The 18685-nt window shown below is 45.5% G+C and carries 16 protein-coding genes; 9 read left to right on the forward strand and 7 right to left on the reverse strand.

What is annotated here, in order from left to right:
- Positions 1 to 51: 51 nt before the first annotated feature.
- From BS617_RS14170 to BS617_RS14185, 4 genes are all read right to left on the reverse strand, one after another.
- Positions 52 to 390: a hypothetical protein gene (locus BS617_RS14170; RefSeq protein ID WP_075173650.1), complete on the reverse strand. Its 339-nt coding sequence runs from the start codon at positions 388 to 390 to the stop codon at positions 52 to 54.
- Positions 368 to 1702 carry a hypothetical protein gene (locus tag BS617_RS14175; RefSeq protein WP_075173651.1) on the reverse strand — a complete coding sequence of 445 codons (1335 nt, stop codon included), beginning with the start codon at positions 1700 to 1702 and terminating at the stop codon, positions 368 to 370. The genes BS617_RS14170 and BS617_RS14175 overlap by 23 nt, the downstream gene beginning before the upstream one ends.
- A 162-nt stretch (positions 1703 to 1864) precedes the next feature.
- Positions 1865 to 2404: a response regulator transcription factor gene (locus BS617_RS14180; RefSeq protein ID WP_075173652.1), complete on the reverse strand. Its 540-nt coding sequence runs from the start codon at positions 2402 to 2404 to the stop codon at positions 1865 to 1867.
- Entirely contained in the window at positions 2397 to 3644 is a 1248-nt protein-coding gene (locus BS617_RS14185; protein WP_075173653.1) for an ATP-binding protein, read from the reverse strand. The genes BS617_RS14180 and BS617_RS14185 overlap by 8 nt, the downstream gene beginning before the upstream one ends.
- 278 nt (positions 3645 to 3922) lie before the next feature.
- On the opposite strand from BS617_RS14185, the gene BS617_RS14190 reads away from it, so the two are divergent.
- The 9 genes from BS617_RS14190 (at position 3923) to BS617_RS14230 (ending at position 14652) form a co-directional block, all read left to right on the forward strand.
- On the forward strand, positions 3923 to 4969 hold the full coding sequence (locus BS617_RS14190; protein WP_075173654.1) for a type 2 periplasmic-binding domain-containing protein: 1047 nt from the start codon (positions 3923 to 3925) through the stop codon (positions 4967 to 4969).
- A 90-nt stretch (positions 4970 to 5059) separates the two neighbouring features.
- Positions 5060 to 5503, forward strand: coding sequence for a tripartite tricarboxylate transporter TctB family protein (locus BS617_RS14195; protein WP_075173655.1), 444 nt, complete (start codon positions 5060 to 5062; stop codon positions 5501 to 5503).
- 21 nt (positions 5504 to 5524) lie between these two features.
- The gene (locus BS617_RS14200; protein WP_075173656.1) at positions 5525 to 7024 is read left to right on the forward strand and encodes a tripartite tricarboxylate transporter permease; all 1500 of its coding nucleotides are present in this window, start codon (positions 5525 to 5527) and stop codon (positions 7022 to 7024) included.
- Positions 7025 to 7049: 25 nt separating this feature from the next.
- Positions 7050 to 8630 carry a galactarate dehydratase gene (gene garD / locus BS617_RS14205; RefSeq protein ID WP_075173657.1) on the forward strand — a complete coding sequence of 527 codons (1581 nt, stop codon included), beginning with the start codon at positions 7050 to 7052 and terminating at the stop codon, positions 8628 to 8630.
- A 160-nt stretch (positions 8631 to 8790) separates the two neighbouring features.
- Entirely contained in the window at positions 8791 to 9702 is a 912-nt protein-coding gene (gene kdgD / locus BS617_RS14210) for a 5-dehydro-4-deoxyglucarate dehydratase (RefSeq protein WP_075173658.1), read from the forward strand.
- A gap of 27 nt (positions 9703 to 9729) precedes the next feature.
- The gene (locus tag BS617_RS14215) at positions 9730 to 11055 is read left to right on the forward strand and encodes an enolase C-terminal domain-like protein (protein ID WP_075173659.1); all 1326 of its coding nucleotides are present in this window, start codon (positions 9730 to 9732) and stop codon (positions 11053 to 11055) included.
- Between the two features lie 53 nt (positions 11056 to 11108).
- A complete protein-coding gene (locus BS617_RS14220) occupies positions 11109 to 11867 on the forward strand; it encodes a FadR/GntR family transcriptional regulator (RefSeq protein WP_075173660.1) in 759 nt (252 codons plus the stop codon).
- 149 nt (positions 11868 to 12016) lie between these two features.
- Positions 12017 to 13591, forward strand: a complete 1575-nt coding sequence (locus BS617_RS14225) for an aldehyde dehydrogenase (NADP(+)) (protein WP_075173661.1) — start codon at positions 12017 to 12019, stop codon at positions 13589 to 13591.
- A 206-nt stretch (positions 13592 to 13797) separates the two neighbouring features.
- A complete protein-coding gene (locus BS617_RS14230) occupies positions 13798 to 14652 on the forward strand; it encodes a PA4780 family RIO1-like protein kinase (protein ID WP_075173662.1) in 855 nt (284 codons plus the stop codon).
- Positions 14653 to 14655: 3 nt separating this feature from the next.
- Here the strand turns inward: BS617_RS14230 and BS617_RS14235 are convergent, their stop codons facing one another.
- From BS617_RS14235 to BS617_RS14245, 3 genes are all read right to left on the reverse strand, one after another.
- A complete protein-coding gene (locus BS617_RS14235; protein ID WP_075173663.1) occupies positions 14656 to 15096 on the reverse strand; it encodes a YqaA family protein in 441 nt (146 codons plus the stop codon).
- A 130-nt stretch (positions 15097 to 15226) separates the two neighbouring features.
- Entirely contained in the window at positions 15227 to 16573 is a 1347-nt protein-coding gene (locus tag BS617_RS14240; RefSeq protein WP_075173664.1) for a DUF1329 domain-containing protein, read from the reverse strand.
- A gap of 23 nt (positions 16574 to 16596) precedes the next feature.
- Entirely contained in the window at positions 16597 to 18558 is a 1962-nt protein-coding gene (locus tag BS617_RS14245; protein ID WP_083610109.1) for a DUF1302 domain-containing protein, read from the reverse strand.
- Positions 18559 to 18685 lie beyond the last annotated feature (127 nt).

The raw sequence follows: 18685 nt of genomic DNA on the forward strand, positions 1-18685 counted from the left end.
AGTGTGATTTGGAAGCCTGCCAAGCGTTTACTGTTTATTGGAAGGGCTGTTCTATTTTCGAAGGAAGCACATCCAATCACCTTTATCATTACTGCCTTTGTAGCAATGGAAAAGGCTGAATTTTACGTCGAATTTAACCGAAAAATCCTTATTTCCATTCGTTTCGAAAGTGAAGTATTCGATGTGCTCTTTTTTTAACGTGCTTTTTAATTCGCCGCTAAGGCTAATTTCATTAATGGCTTCAGGGTAGTGACCATTACTTTCTTTAAACTTAATGACTTCATTAAATAAGAGATCCCCAGCTTCTTTTTGTGAGCTATATTTTTCATAGGCATTTGTTTCTAGAGAAATTATTAGAAATAATAAACTAAATGATTTCAGGTGCTGCATTTCCGCTTCCTTGAAGTAAGGATATGATATCTATATCGCTAATGTTATTTGAATAGAATTCAATATTTTCAGGTTTATCAATGAATGGATTGTCTGGTTTTTCTGAGTCAATAAATATTTGATTTTCATCTTCAAATAAATCAGTAAGTGATATGTTGTCGTCCTCATATCTGAAGTAAATGTCTTGGACTATGCTATCTTTGTTGTTAATTATCGCTGTTGATTGTTCACCTACCAAATTGTAATTGTTATATTCACCCACATAGATGAAATTTAAGTCAATGCTTTCTATGTTTTGATCTACAAGACTGAATATTTCATCTACAGTAGATAATCCATCTGAGTTATTATCAACCCAAACTTGGATTTCTTCAAAAGCATCGTCTTCTGAGTCAATTACTCGGTCCTTATTAGAGTCGAAAGAGCTTAGCTTTTCAAAGCCCTCACCTCGTTTTCCGCCAAAAAGCTCACTTTGGTTATCAACAATACCATTAATATTTTTGTCCAAAAAAAGAAAGCCGTCATCTGGGTTCAACCAACCAGTTCTCTCTTGTACTCCGTCATTATCAATGTCGAAGAAAGCTGTAGAGTCTTTAAGATTTATGGTATCTATTCCATCACTGTTTAAGTCTAAAACAATTGGTGATCCAAAATCTTCATAGTCCAAAGTAAGTTCTTCAGCATAATCGGACTCCGATCCTTTTCCTAAGTATTCTTCTAGCAACTGCATGTAAGAAAATTCGTAAAGATAAAAGTCTCTTTGCATTCCGAATTCATTTACTAAGAAGTCTGCTATTGGGGCGCTAACCTTATAGTCTAATATATTGTAGGTAGACATAATATCAATCATGTCATTGTATTCGTTGCCACATAAAAATGCTTCTACTTCGGCATAAGCTTTTGTAATGCTTGGGCCTTGAAGAAGGTAATTTGATAAGTTGTATCTTCCTAGCCCCATTATTTGTAATGTCTCACCTATAAAAGTGACGCAGTTTCCACAGTTTAAATTGTATGTTCCATAACCTAAGTTTGTTTGATGTACTTTGCTATTAACAAAGTCAGTTAATAACTCATATTGGTTTGTTGATATATCAATATCCACCGAAGTGTGGCTATGTGGATGGGATTTAATTCTGTCAACAGAACTTAACGTCTCTTTATAAACACCTCCAGAAATTCCATTCTTTATATCTATGGCGGAAACTGTAGTTCCATAAAATCCTTTAGATATATTATTTTCAAGGATTTCAATATTTACGTGACCTGTTACAGAATCAGTATACTGATGAATTCTTGCTGTATAAGTGCTCATTAAACTTTCCATGTTATTGGTGGTGATAATGATAATGATAATTATTTCTTAGTTGGCCGTTGTCAAGACAATGTAAGTATTATTCCTTGTTTTTGTTGAGTCTTGCTCCTGAACGAGCAAGTTGCTGGTTGAGCGATAGTAGAATGAACGGTTCGTGGACCTTCAGCGTCTGACCGGTCGCTTGTCGAGCTTTCGTTGTAGGGTTCGCCGGTGCATACCCAAGGCGCGCGCTGTAGCAGAAATATTGCCGTTATTCTCGGCTAGCACTTTGTTGATATGTTCCCATTCTAAGCGGTTAACCGACATAGGCGAGTTTGCCACGGGGGTGCTGGCATCTCCTGTTGGCTGGCTGTCTAAGGCGGCTAAAATTTCATCGGCATTGGCGGGCTTGGGTAAGTATTGGGTAGCACCGAGTTTGATGGCTTCGACAGCGGTATTAATGCTGGCGTAGCCGGTCAAAATAACGATTTTAATCGCGGGGTTAGCGGCTTTTAAATGTTCAATAATAGTAAGCCCCGAGGCGCCATCCATTTTTAGGTCTAAGGTGGCTTTGTCGGGGGTCCACGTCGTTAATAAGTCGGGTACAGCTTCTGCATTCTGGCAAACCTGCGTTTCAAACCCCCGCCTTGACATGGTACGAGCCAATATATGCGTAAAAGTGGGGTCATCATCTACGATTAAAAACTTTTCAGTATCAACCATGAACAGCTCTCCGAGATAAACGCACTTCGGTAATAGTACCCGAGTCTTCTGCATTATAGAGTTGTACGTCGCCATCGTAACTTGCGATAGTCGATGACGTTAAAAATAGACCTATACCAAGCCCACCTCCTTTGGTGGTGATAAAGGGCTTTCCTAGCTGGTCGGCCTGCTCGATAGGTAGACCGGGGCCGAAGTCGCGAATGCGTATGAAAACATCGTCTTTATCCCACGTGAGGCTGATGCGTATGCCTTGGGGGTTTGCGTCGGTAGCATTATTGAGTAGGTTGAGTATGGCTTGGCGCAGCGCTGTAGTACTGCGCAAATCAGGGGGTAAATCGGCCTTAACATTTAGAGTGAAGGTGACTTCGGGGCGCGTTATCTTCCACTGTTCTATGATGTCTTGCATAAACTCAGTAGCCAAGGTCGTGTGCTCGCTGCTTTGTTCTTCTTCTACTGATCGAGCCATTTCTTTTAGTTTACCCGCGCATACTTGAACTTGCTGTTGAAGTAAGTCGAGGTCTTCTTGCTGTTCGGTATCGAGCCGGGGGTCTTTGCTCATTTCGTGTAGTAGCACTCGCATGGTGCCTAAAGGTGTGCCGAGTTCGTGAGCGGTGCCGGCAGCAATGGTGGCTAAAGACAGTAACTGCTGGTTGTGGATGGCTGTTTCGCGACTTTCAATGAGGGCCTTTTGTTGCGCCTGCAGAGAACGGTTAAGGTGTGTGATGAAGTAAGTAATGACAATTGCGGTCATTAAAAAGTTGATCCACATACCCACCATGTGGATATCTAAATAATCCGTGACACCGTGCTGGTGGCCAAACATGGGGGTAATGGGTACATAGTCACGCAGCAGAATGCCGTACATGAGCGAGACTAGAATACCGATGATCCATATATAGCGGTTCTCAAGTGTCATCACCGCAATGATGAGAGGAATAAGCAGCATGGATACAAAGGGATTAGTACCACCACCGGTGTGGTACAACAAAAAACCATAAATGATGCAATCTGCTAGCAGTTGGCTAAACAGTTCGAGTGAGGTCACGGGGAAAGCGGAGTGTAGACGCGCGTAAGTGACTAAGTTAAGAAAGGCGAGCAGTAATAACGCACTTCCTGAGAACCAAGGTGATATAGGAAGGTGCAGGTATAAAATCGCGAAGGTTAGTGCGCATGTTTGCGCGCAAATAACGACAAACCGTATATATGTTAGTTGTAGCAAGGGTTGCTGATTGGCTGTCAATGCTGGCTCCTACGCCTGCGAGATGAAGGTTGCCTGTATGTTAGCGTATTTTTCATTATAGCTAAGCTAAATGATGGAGCTAAGCGACATCTTGTCGCACAGTGCTGTGTTTCATGCGAATTAAAAAACGGTTGTAACTTAGTTTGTATGATGTATGATTTATTACGAATTCGGTGGAGAGCTTCAATAGATAAACAAAGATTTATTCATGTAGTTCTGCCAATAAAAGTCACTGAAGATACTTTTTTCTTACAAGAACAATTAACAGGAAAACGGTTATGAAACGATTGCTCATTAGTGCACAAGCAGCTTTGCTTGCTGCAACGCTGACTGCACCACTTTACTCATTTGCTGATGACAACCCTATCCGCGGCAACATTCGCGTGGTTATTGGTTCTAAATCGACAGGTGGTGATACTTACCAAGCGTCTTCAATTATTACGCAGGCCTTGGCTAAAAAAATAGACACAAACATTAAAGTCGATGCGGTTGGTTTTTCGGCGGCTTACAAGGCGCTAAAGCGAGTGCCCAATGGCAGCACGATTATGATCTTTCATGATCAAGCTTACTTAGGTGAGCTGTATGGCAAAAAAGGCTACGAGAATCCGTTTGATAACTTCATCGTAGGCCAAACGTTTGCTACCAACCCAGGCAATGGTTATCTAGTACCTAAAAGCTCGCCTTATAAGAATATGGCAGAGGTCTTAGAAGCCGCTGGTAATGGTAAAGAAGTCCGTGTGGCTATTCAGCCGGGTGGGGTTTCTGAAATTGGTTTTACGGCCATGAAAAATGCCGTGCGTTTGGCGCATCCTGGCCAAGAGGATAATGTGGTAGCGCTAAATACCGGTTCTCAATCTGATAAAAACCAAGCACTATTTGATGGCCTTGCGGATGTGATCAACGGTAGCGTGCAAGCCAATGAGCAATACACTCGCTTACCTGCTGATGATCAAAAGGCGATGAGCTTTTTATGGTTGACTGCAAAAGGTTCAACGCTTGAACAGGCACATGAAGAAGGCTTAGGTGAAACAAGCCGTGAGCAACTATTATCGTTTGCAAACCCGGCTGTTGAAGTGCCTATGAGTGCCGATCAAAACTTCACATTCGATAAAGAGTTCTTCTTTATCTACAACAAGAAAACAGACCCTAAGGTGATTGCTTTTATCGATAAAGCGTTAACTGAAGTGTTTGCTGACGGCGAAGTGCAAGAAGAGCTGAAAAAGTCGTTCTTTATCCCTAATTTTCGCACCGCGGCTGATAGTCAGGCATACCTGAAAGGTAAGCGTGATCAGTATTCTTCGATTATCAAAGCGTTGCAAAAATAAGTAGCGCACAGCGCTAGTTGTAGGAAGTAGAGTTAGCTTTTGGGCTGCTCTACTTCTTTTCGAATGACTTTAACTGTATTTGGAGTGGGTATGGCTCAGTCACTCTCTTCCTTATTAGAGATAACGATCGATTTTGACCAGTCTCATCTCTACTTTCCTCGGATTGTAATGGTGCTTTTGGCGGTGTTGTTGCTCTGGATTGTAGTAAGTAATGTGGGCCGTATACGCGCTGCATTATCAGGTGAAGGAACGCGCTTTCAATTTTTCGAACCTCATGCTGACAAGTTACGTTTAGTCGCGACGCTTGCATTAATCCCCTTATATTTTGTGTCCATGGATTCCATTGGCCAACTAATACCTAATATGGGGATGGGGTTCTTGCTGGCCTCTATACCGTTTATGTTCTTACTCTCTTTTGTATACCTGCATCAACGAACACCCAAGCTCATCATGCTTATTGGCGCCAATGCGATTATCGCACCGCTATTTGTATGGTTCCTCTTGGGGCAAATGTTCAACATATCGTTACCGTAAAGTAGGGCACAGGAGACTCATATGGAATTTTTTGATCTATTATCGCCGGTGTTTTTTTTACTAGCGGCAGCGGGTGCTGTGGTTGGTATTATCTTCGGTGCGATACCCGGTATGACAGCAACCATGGCTGTGGCTGTGTGTTTGCCGTTAACTTATTCGTTAGGCTTACAAGAAGGGTTGGCTCTGCTGCTTGGTTTGTACGTGGGCGGGATATCTGGCGGCCTAGTTCCGGCCATACTATTGAATATCCCTGGTACGCCGTCTTCTATTACCACCACGTTTGATGGCTATCCAATGGCGCAAAAAGGTGAAGCTGAGCGAGCGCTTAAGATTTGTATAGTGGCGTCTTTATTTGGCGGCTTGTTCAGTGCGGTTGTGCTGTTTTTCTTTGCACCACTGTTATCAGACTTTGCGATCAAGTTCTCGTATGTTGAGAAGTTTTTGATGATTTTGTTCGCACTTACTGTCATAGCATCATTATCAAGAAACATGCTGGTCGGTATATTCAGTGGTCTTATTGGGGTGTTCTTGAGCTTGATTGGTACTTACGACGTGTCTAACGGAGGCAATGGCGAATACCGTTTAATGTTCGAATTCATGGAACCTTATTTAGAATCCGGTTTTTCTTTGCTGCCTGTGTTAATCGGCTTATTCGGTATTGCGACCATTATCGAGCAAGCCGAGAAAGGCGTGAAAGAAGAAAGTGCTGAACGTAAAGTGCAGCTATCCAATGGCGCGCCGTTCCAGTTTCGTGTGTTCCGTAATCAGTTCGTCAATTTAGTACGTTCATCCACCATTGGGACCTTCATTGGCATGTTGCCAGGCATTGGAGGCAGTGCCGCTTCTGTATTGGCATATACACAGCAAAAGAACTTATCTAAAAACCCTGAGAAAATGGGTAAAGGTGCGCCAGAAGGTTTGGTTGCATCTGAGTCGGCTAACAACGGGTTAACTGGTGGTGCACTGATTCCTTTATTGTCACTGGGCATCCCTGGCGATAGCACAACGGCGGTATTGATCGGTGCGTTTACCCTGCAAGGGTTACAAGTAGGGCCATTGTTTATCGGTGAAAATATCGATACATGGTACGCCATGATCACGGCTTTACTGTTTGCAAACCTAGTTATGTTTGCAGTGATGTTTTACGCCATTCGCTATATCGCTAAAGTCGTTTTAGTGCCTAAGTTCATTCTTTATCCCATCATTATCATGATGTGTGTTGTGGGTGCCTATGCCATTAATTACGGCATTATGTTTGATGTGTGGACCTTGTTGATTTTTGGTGTATTTGGGTGGGTCGCGACGAAGATCGGCTTAGAAATAGCGCCTTTAGTGATTGGCTTTATCTTAGGTGGATCAGCTGAGGTGTACTTTGTTAAGAGTTTAGAGTCTTACGGCACGTTAACGATCTTTTTCACCAAAAGCCCCATTGCAGTTGCTCTATGGCTGTTGATTTTAGCATCTGTTGTCTTTTCTATTTTGGTTCATCGTAAATCCAAAGCAGCAAAAGCGTCTGTTTAACCTTGATGACATAGGAATAATGACCATGAGTGAAGTAACGAGCCCTTATTCAACAATCAAGGTTCACCCAAACGACAACGTCGTTATTGTAATTAACCAAGGCGGTGCGCCTGCGGGTGCCGTTTTGGATGATGGGATCACATTGGTAGAAGCGATTCCGCAAGGCCATAAATTAGCCCTTAGCCACATCAAAAAAGGGGGGGAAGTGCGACGCTATAACGAGGTGGTAGGGTACGCCAAGCATGATATTCAACAAGGGTCTTGGGTTTCAGAGGCCGTTGTGGATATGCCAACGCCGCCTAAGTTGGCCGATTTGCCTTTAGCCACCCGTGCCAAGCCAAACGTAGAGCCGCTTGAGGGTTATACCTTTGAAGGCTATCGCAATGCGGATGGTAGTGTGGGAACAAAAAACCTACTCGGTATCAGTACCAGTGTGCAATGTGTGGCGGGTATCACTGAGTATGTGGTGAAGCTCATTAAGCAAACACTCTTGCCCAAGTTCCCCAATGTGGATGGTGTCGTCGCCTTGAATCATACCTATGGTTGTGGGGTTGCCATAACGGCACCGGCGGCTATCGTGCCGATTAGAACGCTACAGAATATCGCCAAGAACCCTAATTTTGGTGGAGAGGTAATGGTCGTTGGCTTAGGTTGTGAGAAGTTATCACCTTCGCGGTTATTAGAAATCGACGAGGCCCAAACGATTAACTTATTACCTAACTCGGATGCAGCAAAAATGCTGCAAGACCATGTTGTAAGTTTGCAAGATGAAAACCACCATGGCTTTCAAGACATGGTTGATCACATTATGGAAATGGCTGAATCTCACCTTGAGCGTTTAAATCAGCGGCGTCGAGAAACATGTCCGATATCCGAGCTGGTGGTCGGCATGCAATGTGGTGGCAGTGATGCCTTTTCGGGGGTTACCGCCAATCCTGCCGTTGGTATTGCATCGGATTTAATCGTGCGTGCCGGCGGTTCTGTCATGTTTTCAGAAGTCTCCGAAGTACGTGATGCTATCCATTTATTAACGCCACGGGCAGAAACCGTGGAGGTTGGAAAAGCCCTGTTGCGTGAAATGCAGTGGTTTGATGACTATTTAAGCCAAGGTCAGGCTGATCGTAGCGCTAATACAACCCCCGGAAATAAAAAGGGTGGCTTGAATAACATCGTTGAAAAATCGTTGGGGTCGATCACTAAATCCGGTAATAGCTCAATCGTTGATGTATTAAGTCCTGGTGAGCGGATACGCAAACGGGGTTTGAACTTTGCGGCCACACCGGCCAGTGACTTTATTTGCGGTACTTTGCAGTTTGCTTCAGGTATGAATATTCAAGTTTTTACTACGGGGCGTGGCACACCGTACGGCCTTGAAGTAGCGCCAGTCATTAAAGTGTCAACCAACTCGACATTAGGTAAGCGTTGGCATGATTTGATCGATCTGGATGCGGGACGAATCGCTACCAAAGAGATCACGCTGGAAGAGGCCGGTTGGGAGCTCTTTCATATGATTATTGAGGTCGCTAGCGGTCGCCAGCAAGTCGCCGCCGATAAACTGGGTTTACATAACGACTTGGTTCTTTTTAACCCTGCTCCGGTGACTTAAAGCACGAAATATCGATGTTTCATCTTGTAACTTGGATTGTATGTTGTATGATGTATTACAAATAACATAATATATTGGTCTAGCACCAATGATTCCGACTGACTCACAGTCGCTAATGTGAGCGGCTGAAAAATCTGAATAAAAATTGAGGATAGAAAATATGAGCTTTTCTTTAGAGAACATTCGTCAAGCGTTAGGTGATGGTCTTTTATCGTTCCCAGTCACTGACTTTGATAGCAATGGCCAATTTAACGCCGACACCTATCGTCAGCGTTTGGAATGGTTTGTAGAACAGGGTGTATCCTCAATTTTTGTTGCTGGTGGCACGGGTGAGTTCTTTTCGTTAGATATGTCTGACTATGAGCAAATCGTGAAGGTGGCAGTAGAAACGGTCGCTGGAAGGGTACCGGTGATCGCATCAGCAGGACGCAGTGTGGCGGATGCTAAACGTTACGTAAAAGTGGCAGAAGAAGCTGGTTGTGACGGTATCTTGTTAATGCCTCCATTTTTAACTGAATGTCCAGAAGACGGTATCGTGCAATACGCTACTGAAATTATGCAAAGCAGCTCAATTCAGTTTATCTACTATAACCGTGGAAACGGTATTCTGGGGACGGACTCTGTCCAAAAACTAGCTGACGAAAATCCTAATTTGGTCGCACTCAAAGATGGCGTGGGCAATATTGCGATGCTAAACGACACCATTAAAACGGTTGGCGACCGCTTGGTTTACATAGGTGGCGTGCCAACAGCTGAGATTTTTGCTGAGGGCTACTTATCGATTGGCGTAAATACTTACTCATCGGCTGTTTTTAATTTTATGCCAGAGATGGCTATGAAGTTTTACACAGCGTTACGTGCAGGCGATAAAGCGACGGTTACTTCGATTATTCAAGATTTCTTTATTCCATTTTGTCGATTACGCGACGAGAAGAAAGGTTATGCCGTGAGCTTAATAAAGGCGGGCGCCGCTATTATCGGCCGCCCTGCGGGTTCAGTTCGCGCACCCTTAACTGATCCTAGCGATGCACATTACGCAGCGTTGAAAAAAATTATCGACGCAAATTTATAAACATAATTATCGGTAAGAGAGTTCACCATGTTTACTACGATAACAAAAATGCAGGTAGTTCCGGTTGCCGGATATGATGGTTTTTTGCTTAATTTAAGTGGTGGTCATGCTCCTTGGTTCATTCGAACCGTAGTTGTTTTAGAAGATGATGCAGGCAACATAGGCTTGGGTGAAATTCCAGCAACGACGTCGATTATCAATACACTGGAAAAATGTCGCGAGTTGGTCGAAGGCCAAAGCGTAATGCAGTGGAAATCGATCATCAGTCAAGTCCGAGCTGCAACCTCTGGTCAAGCGGATGATGTGCGCGGTAATCAAACATTCGATTTACGCACATCTGTGCACGTAATTACGGGTATTGAGTCGGCGTTGTTGGACCTAGCCGGTCAAAACATGGGTTTACCGGTTGCTGACTTGTTAGGGCAATTTGGCAAGCAACGCGATGAAGTTGAAGTGCTGGGTTACCTGTTTCTGCTCGGCGATCCCAAGAAAACTGATTTGCCTTACCCTGTTTGTACTAATCCCGCCGATGAATGGGACCTTGTTAGAACGCAAGAAGCCTTAACACCAGAGGCCATTGCGAACTTGGCTAAGGCTGCGTTTGATCGATATGGCTTTAAAGATTTTAAACTCAAAGGTGGTGTACTAGATGGCCATCAGGAAGCTGAGTGTATAGCTGCTTTATATGATGCCTTCCCCGAAGCTCGTTTGACGCTAGACCCTAATGGCGCTTGGACACTTAAACAAGCCGTCGAGTATCTCACGCCAATTAAACACATGCTTAGTTACGCCGAAGATCCGTGTGGTCAAGAAGGCGCTTGGTCAGGCCGTGAAACGATGGCCGAGTTTAAGCGATTAACGGGTCTTAAAACAGCCACTAATATGATCGCCACAGACTGGCAACAGTTCCGTAATACGGTGCGCTTGGATGCGGTGGATATTCCGTTGGCCGATTGTCATTTCTGGACAATGCAAGGTGCTGTTGCGGTTGGCGAGTTATGCAACGAATGGGGCATGACGTGGGGGTCGCACAGTAATAACCATTTTGATATTTCGTTGGCGATGATGACGCACGTGGCCGCTGCTTGCCCTGGCGAAATCACAGCGATTGATACCCATTGGATTTGGCAAGACGGGCAACGAATCACGAAAGATCCCTTAAAAATACGGGGTGGCAAGCTGACGGTTCCTAATAAGCCGGGCTTAGGCATTGAACTCGATCGTGAAAAGCTAGAAGAGGCGCATGCGCTTTATAAAACATTAACTTTAGGTCAGCGTGATGATGCCATGGCGATGCAGTACTTAATACCAGGCTGGACGTTTGACCCTAAAAAACCGGCGCTTGCTCGCTAAGTAACGCTGGGGTAATGTACGCACTGCTAATGTAATCTGTGGATAAGTGTGTCATGAGTAATCTGGAAAAGTCAGGATCGACGTTTCAATTTGAGCGCGTAGGCCAAACGGGTAGTCTTGCGTCTCATGTAGCGAAGCAACTGGAAAGTCAGATTACGACTGGCGCAATTGGTATTGGTGAAAAATTACCTACAGAGAATCAACTCTGTGAATTGTTTGGCGTGAGCCGAACCGTGATACGTGAAGCGATCACCCAGCTTAAGTCATTGGGCTTAGTCGAGACACGACGCGGTGTCGGTACGACTGTTATGCGCAGTCAGCCAACTGAAACCATGTACGCTTATACCATTAACCCAACGGCTGTAGAGGATATTTTAAATATCCTTGAAATGCGTTTGAGTGTTGAGACCGCCGCCGCCGAATTTGCGGCCATTCGACACGATAGTGCAGATATGCAGCGGATGGAGCAGAGCTTAGCTGCCTTCAATAACGCGCTAGAACGAGGCGAGCAGGCCCGCAAAGAAGATTATGATTTTCATCTTGCGATAAGCCTAGCGACTAAGAACCCGTTCTTCCGTCAGTTTTATGAGCAGTTCAATAAAAACGTTATCCCACGAGCAAAGTTGGTGAATACCAATCTGGATCAGGTAGCAACCGATGCGTATCTACAGCGTGTTAAAGAAGAACACGAAGAGATCTTATCGGCTATCCGCTCTAGAGATGCTGAACTCGCCCGGAAGGCGATGCATAAGCACCTTTACCGTGCTTATCACCTCTATGAAAAATACCAAACCCATAATCGCTTCGAATAAGCAGCGAATGGGGTTCTGAGTAGATAACGAGTTAGGTAGTTTTGGCTCTTGTCGTGTCAGTTAGGTTTTTCAGTTAGGTGGTACCTATCGCTTTCCGGTTATTGAACTGCTGGTTTTCCAGCACCCCCCTAATCTGACTGGAGAAGCTGATGGATATTACAGGCTCTATGCTGATCGGTTCACAAAGCGTGACTGGTACTAGCAAAACAATTTATGCAATCAACCCTGCAACCAACGAGCAGTTATCGCCAGCCTTCCATGGTGGAACGCAAGCCGATGTCAACGCGGCTGCCGAACTCGCATGGGCAGCATTTGATGCTTATCGCGAAACAGCCCCAGAACAGCGTGCCCAGTTTTTAGAATGCATTGCTGATGAAATTTTAGCGCTGGGTGATACTCTTGTGCAGCGAGCAATGGCCGAAAGTGGTTTGCCGCAAGCTCGTATCGAAGGTGAGCGTGGCCGTACAATGGGGCAGTTAAAATTATTCGCCAATGTTGTGCGTACCGGTAACTATTTAGATGTACGCATTGACCCAGCGATGCCTGATCGTGCCCCACTGCCACGTAATGACTTGCGCTTGCGCACTATTGCGTTAGGACCTGTGGCTGTTTTTGGCGCAAGTAACTTTCCTCTCGCTTTTTCAGTAGCCGGAGGTGATACGGCGTCAGCCCTAGCAGCAGGCTGCCCTGTTGTCGTAAAAGCACATTCGGCACATCCCGGTACGTCAGAACTGGTGGGTAAAGCGATTCAGACTGCCGTTAAGAAATCCGGCATGCCTGAAGGTGTGTTTTCGTTATTGTTTGGCTCTGGCCGTGAAGTAGGCGCCGAGTTGGTGAAACATCCGCTGATTAAAGCCGTTGGTTTTACCGGATCTCGCAGTGGCGGCACGGCGTTGATGAATATTGCTGCAAATCGTCCGGAGCCTATTCCTGTCTATGCCGAAATGAGCAGTATAAATCCGGTGTTTTTGATGCCTGCGGCATTAAAAGCTCGTGGTGAGGCGCTGGGTAAAGGCTTTGTAGGCTCATTAACCATGGGTGCTGGTCAATTCTGTACTAATCCGGGCTTAGTCATTGCCGTTGATAGCCCTGAGCTTGATGGCTTCTTGGTGGCGGCTCAAGCCGCGTTAAAAGACGTAACGACTCAGACCATGCTTACACCGGGTATTTTCCAAGCGTATTCAAGCGGGGTTAATGCGTTAAAAAACAACGCCAATGTTGAGCAGGTAGGTGAAGGTCAAGGCAGTGCTAACCCTAACCAATGCCAAGCCGGTTTGTTCTCTACAACGGCTGCGCAATTCTTAGCCGATGATAGCCTAACCGAAGAGGTCTTCGGCGCTAGCTCGTTGGTTATAAAATGTAATGATGTTGCGGAGTTTATAAAAGTAGCAGAGCATTTAGAAGGTCAGCTTACGGCGACGATTCAGTTAGACGAAGCAGACTATGGCGATGCTGCTCAACTGCTGCCTACATTAGAGCGTAAAGCGGGTCGTATCCTGTGTAACGGTTTCCCTACTGGCGTAGAAGTGTGTCACGCGATGGTTCACGGTGGGCCATTTCCAGCAACGTCTGATAGCCGCAGTACATCGGTGGGTAGTGCAGCGATTAATCGCTTTATTCGCCCAGTGAGTTATCAGGATTTGCCGCAGGCTCTGTTGCCCGAAGCGCTTAAAGATGGAAATCCTCTTAAATTACGTCGTTTGATGGATGGAAAATCTGAGTAAGTATTGTGTGCTGATCTTCTTCTGTCGGGATGATCACGTGATGCGCGCCTGTCGATAAGCTGTTAGGCGCTTTATTGCTGGCGATCATGTCGCTTTCTTTACCCGATCTTGAATCGGGTTTTTTTATGCGTAAATATAAGGACTTGAATGTGCTTATTTAGTAAGCACGCTATCACCTCACGCTTAACTAGGGTATAAAGTGCAGCATGAAAACCCCTAAAGAAATACAACCATTAGTAGACGATGGTATCGTCGATGAAGTGCTCCATGCTGTACTTAGCGGTAAGGAAGCAAGTGTCTACGCGGTACGCTGTGGCGACGAAGTACGTTGCGCTAAGGTATATAAAGAAGCCTACAAACGCAGCTTTAAAAAAGCGGCTCAGTACCAAGAAGGCCGCAAAGTCCGCAATAGTCGACGTGCACGCGCGATGGAAAAACATTCCAAGTTTGGCCGAGACCAGCAAGAAGAGGCGTGGCAAAACGCTGAAGTAAATGCTTTATATGCACTTGATAGAGCCGGTGTACGTGTGCCTAAACCGTTTGGTTGTTTTAACGGTGTGCTGCTTATGGAAATGGTTACTGATGAAGACGGTGACGTTGCGCCGCGCTTAAACGATGTGAGTATGAGTGCAGAGCAAGCGATTGAAGACCATGCCGTAATGATGCACTACGTAAAGCTCATGCTGTGTGCTGGCTTGGTACATGGTGATTTGTCTGAGTTTAATGTGTTAGTCAATGAAGGAGGTCCTGTTATCATCGACCTGCCTCAAGCGGTTGATGCGGCTGCCAATAATAACGCCGAAGCGATGTTGACGCGTGATATAGAAAATATCACGAACTATTATGGACAGTTTGCTCCAGAGTTACTCGCTACACGTTATGCGCAAGAAATGTGGGCTCTTTTTGAAGCCGGGGATTTGACGCCGCAGTCAGAGTTAACCGGTGAGTTTACCGATGATAATGTCAGTGCTGATATTGATAGTGTGATGCTGGCTATTAAAGATGCGTTTGACGAAGAACAAGCTCGCCAAGAGCGCATGCGAGAAGCGGCTGACGAATAACGGTTAGCCCACCTTTAAGATTAAATAACTGGCAATAATATAACGCGCTGCTTTACCCACAGTGACTAGCACAACAAACCAGTGTAAACGAATACGTAATATACCCGCTAACACAGTGAGCGGGTCTCCTATAAAAGGGAGCCATGTAAAGAGTAGGGCAATAATTCCGTATTTCTTAAAGTGTTGCTCGGCTCTTACAAACTCCTCCTCGCTCATTCTTAGCCATTTTTTTATCAGGCTTAAGCTTGCCCAATACCCCAACGCATAATTGGTCATCGATCCTAATACGTTGCCTATAGTAGCAACGACAACCAACATACTAGGCGATAAACCGCTGAGTAATAGTGGTGCGAGCACGACCACAGACCCTAAGGGTAGGATTGTCGCGGATAAAAAAGCAGCAATGAATAAGCCGGTGTATCCCAGCTCGGTAAAGTATTCCATGGCGGTTGGATTGTAATTGCTAAGAAAAGTGCGCCTATTCAACACACTTACTAGGTAAAAGGGAAGGCCAGCGCTAGATATAAAAAAGCCCTGCATAGGCAGGGCTGAAAGGGATGTTGCAGGAAAGGGGTTAGCGTCCCATGCGACGAATCGCTTGCGGCGTAAAGTCGCTGTGTTTGAATACTTCTTTAAAGTCTAAGCCTTGGCCTTCTTCGTTAGTTAAACCACTGGCTAGGTAACGGCCTGATTGCAGATCGTAGAGCATTTCGCCGGCAATCCAAGGCGTTTGAGCATCACGGAATTGCATTTCGTGAGCTTCGCCTACTCGCCATAATTCTCCACGGCCATCGTAATGATCGACAATGGCGGCTTGCCAAGTGTCTTCATCAATAAAGAAAGTACGTTTTGCGTAAACGTGGCGTGCGCCTTCTTTTAGTGTGGCTTCAACTTGCCACACTCTATGTAGTTCGTATCGCAAGTGATCAGGGTTTGGGTGGCCCGCTTGTAGGATGTCACTGTATTTTAAGTTACGGTCCGCCAGCTTGAAGCTGTTATACGGGATGTACAGTTCTTTCTTGCCCACTAGTTTCCAATTGTAGCGGTCAGGAGCCCCGTTAAACATATCCAAGTTGTCAGTTGTGCGCTGACCATCGGTAGCCGTGCCGGGGGCGTCATAAGCAATTTGCGGCGCTAAACGAACGCGGCGTTGTCCTGCGTTATAGCTCCATGCTTGTCGTGGCTGTTCAACTTGGTTCATGGTTTCATGAACGAGCAAGATATTACCGGTTAAGCGTGCCGGTGCCTGAACTTCTTGCACAAAGTAGAAGAGGATGTTGTTATCGCTTTTTTCATCGTAGCCTTCGGCTAAATAGCTTGGCCATGCCATTTTTTCATTAATTTTTACTGCCGTATAAGCACCGTTTGCTTGAACGGGTACTTGCACGAAAGTACGCTCAACAGACCCGCCTCGATAGCGCGTGATGTGGTTCCAAATGGCTTCTAAGCCGTTTTGCGGTATTGGGAATGGGATGCCTTCGGCAAAGCCGGTAATGCCATTTCCGTCGCTAGTTAGGTTCGCTTGAGTCGCATTTTTAAGGGTGCCCTCATTAATTTTTGCAGGCACAGATGCTGTTCGATGCGTTGGGTAAACTGGCATTCTGAAAGTATCAGGGTACTTTTTCAGCATGGCAATTTGACCGTCTGAAAGGTGAGCTTTGTATTGATCAACATTAGCGGCGGTAATGGTAAACAAAGGCTGCTCGTTAGCGAATGGATCTGAGTAACGGTCAGTACCACTAAGGGTACCGCTCCATGCTGGGATTGTTCCATCACTATTGGCTGATTTTTCTCCGCCTAATGGCGTGAGTGATTGACCAAGTTTGGCAGCTTGATCGGCTGAAACACCAGCCAAAGCAGCACCGCTCATGGCTAAAGAGATAGCTGATGCGATCAGCATTTTACGGGTACGTAGTAACATAAATAAACTCCTGCTTCTCACAATCAAAACGCAACAGATGCACTTAATGAGATGAAATCACGATCTTCTAGTTCGTTGTACTTACCACCAAAGAAGTTAGTGTAAGACAGCTGCGCAGAGTAACGTTCCAAATAGTCGGCAGTTAGGCTTAAGTTAAGTGATTTTTGACCTTCACTGAAGGTTGCGCCCGGCTGAGGGCCATAACCTTTAACACCGTGCTTGAAGCTTACTTGCGGTGTTAAGTTCACACCGGAGAATGCATTCGGGTAAGAAAGGGAAGAGCGAACTACATAGCCAAATGAATCCTGAGTCACAAAGCCATCATCATCGGATGAAGTGTAACCAAATACGCCACTGCGGCCATATTTGATAGCATTGCGGCCTTCATCGAAGTTATGGATGTGAGTCCAGCCTAGTTCACCGACTAATGCCATGCGGCTAGCGCCCATGACATTGTTAATGGTTTTAATGAAAGTGGTTTGTGCCTGAGTAACATTAAATTCCTCATAGCCATGGATTACTCCACCATAAGGTGTGGCTGCAACAATACCGCTTGCTGGGTTAGATGGGTCAGTACCCAGTGTTAGCATGGCAGAAACCAGCATTGGACCATTCATTTGAATAGGGACATCGCGTTTGTGGCTAACTTCACCAGACCACGCTACATCGCCCAAGTTAGTGTTCCAGCTCACGCCAATCATTTTGATATCGTCAGGGTATTCAGTGAAATATTCACTATTTAATGGGGCTGTGTTGGCGACAGCAGAAACATTAGCCGCCACTGTTGCTTGGATCTGTGCTTGGACGGTTGGATTGGTTACATCTGCACCGCTATTTGCAAACTGTTGAGTAACTAAGCTGGTAATCGCTGGTGTTACCGAAGCAGCTAGGTCCGTGGGCACAAGATTAGTCTTTACACCACTTACGATAGGTAAGCGGCTGTTGTATTTGGAAAAGTAAAAGCCAAATTCGGTATTGTTCATTGATTCGGAGAAGTAGCGGGCGGCTAGACCAAACTGATCATTATCGCTGCCTTCACGCACTCCGTCACTATTACGCTCAACCACAGGACTAATGCCTGTAAGGCTCCAAGGTGATGTGAGGCCTAGCTGATTGTAATAAGTGCTGTCGTTTACTGCATTGAGAGCGCCCGAGTTAATACGAATGCCGTTACACCCTTCAGATGCAAAATCGTTTGCCGAAAAATAAGTACCACATCCTTCTTCGACTGTTTGATCCCAACCAAACTGATAAAAACCTTCGATACTGAGGTTGTCAGTTACGCCCAAAGAGGCGAATGCCATGGTGGAAGGTAATAAGGCTTCTTTTACTTCTGCTCCAGGGCGGCGGAATGCACTTACGTCCAGAGGGTTGATGGAGTTCAAGCCGCCTTGGATAAAGGTGCTTTCACCCCAGTTGATGACTTGGCGGCCCACGCGAACGTCCAAAGGCATGTTACCCACATCGAAGTAGCCGTATACGTAAGCGTCGAGGATCTCAGCGCCACTAAATTTGGCATAATCGTTGAACCCACTATCGTCGAGTTGATCGTTAGAACTGTATCCGTTGACTGTATTTCCATGTCCACGTTTGCCGTTCATTAGCTCAAAATCAGCCCAGTATTTACCGCTGATACGTGCGCCAAAGTTGCGATAGTCGAGAGATAGCTCGTGAAAACCTTTAAGGGTACGAGAGAAAGTGTCACCCTGTTTGAAGTTCTGGGTACCATCGTCAAAGCTACCCGAACCTGATCCTGAACCACCATTCGGTTGAGAAATAAGGTCATTGTCGGCGTCATTTAAACGCCAGCTAGCGCCTACCGATAGCTGTGAGTCAAAACGTCCTTCCACTTCGCCTAGTTGGAATTCTAGCCCATATGCTTGGCCTGCAATGGTTGTGGCTAGTAGTGCTGGGAAGAGCTTGCGCCGCATGTTAAATGCTGCATGAGGAGCCGATGAGCTCGCAGGGAGATTTTTTATTGCCATTTCGTTCACCTAAAATTTTTATTGTTTTTAGCAACGGCTCAAATACTGCACAGTTGAGCGCCTTGGGTGTTTAGCGCTCAACTTTTAAATGACCCGCACACGCTGCTAAATCAATAATCCCTTTGAT

This window comes from Neptunomonas phycophila (assembly GCF_001922575.1).
GTDB lineage: Bacteria > Pseudomonadota > Gammaproteobacteria > Pseudomonadales > Balneatricaceae > Neptunomonas > Neptunomonas phycophila.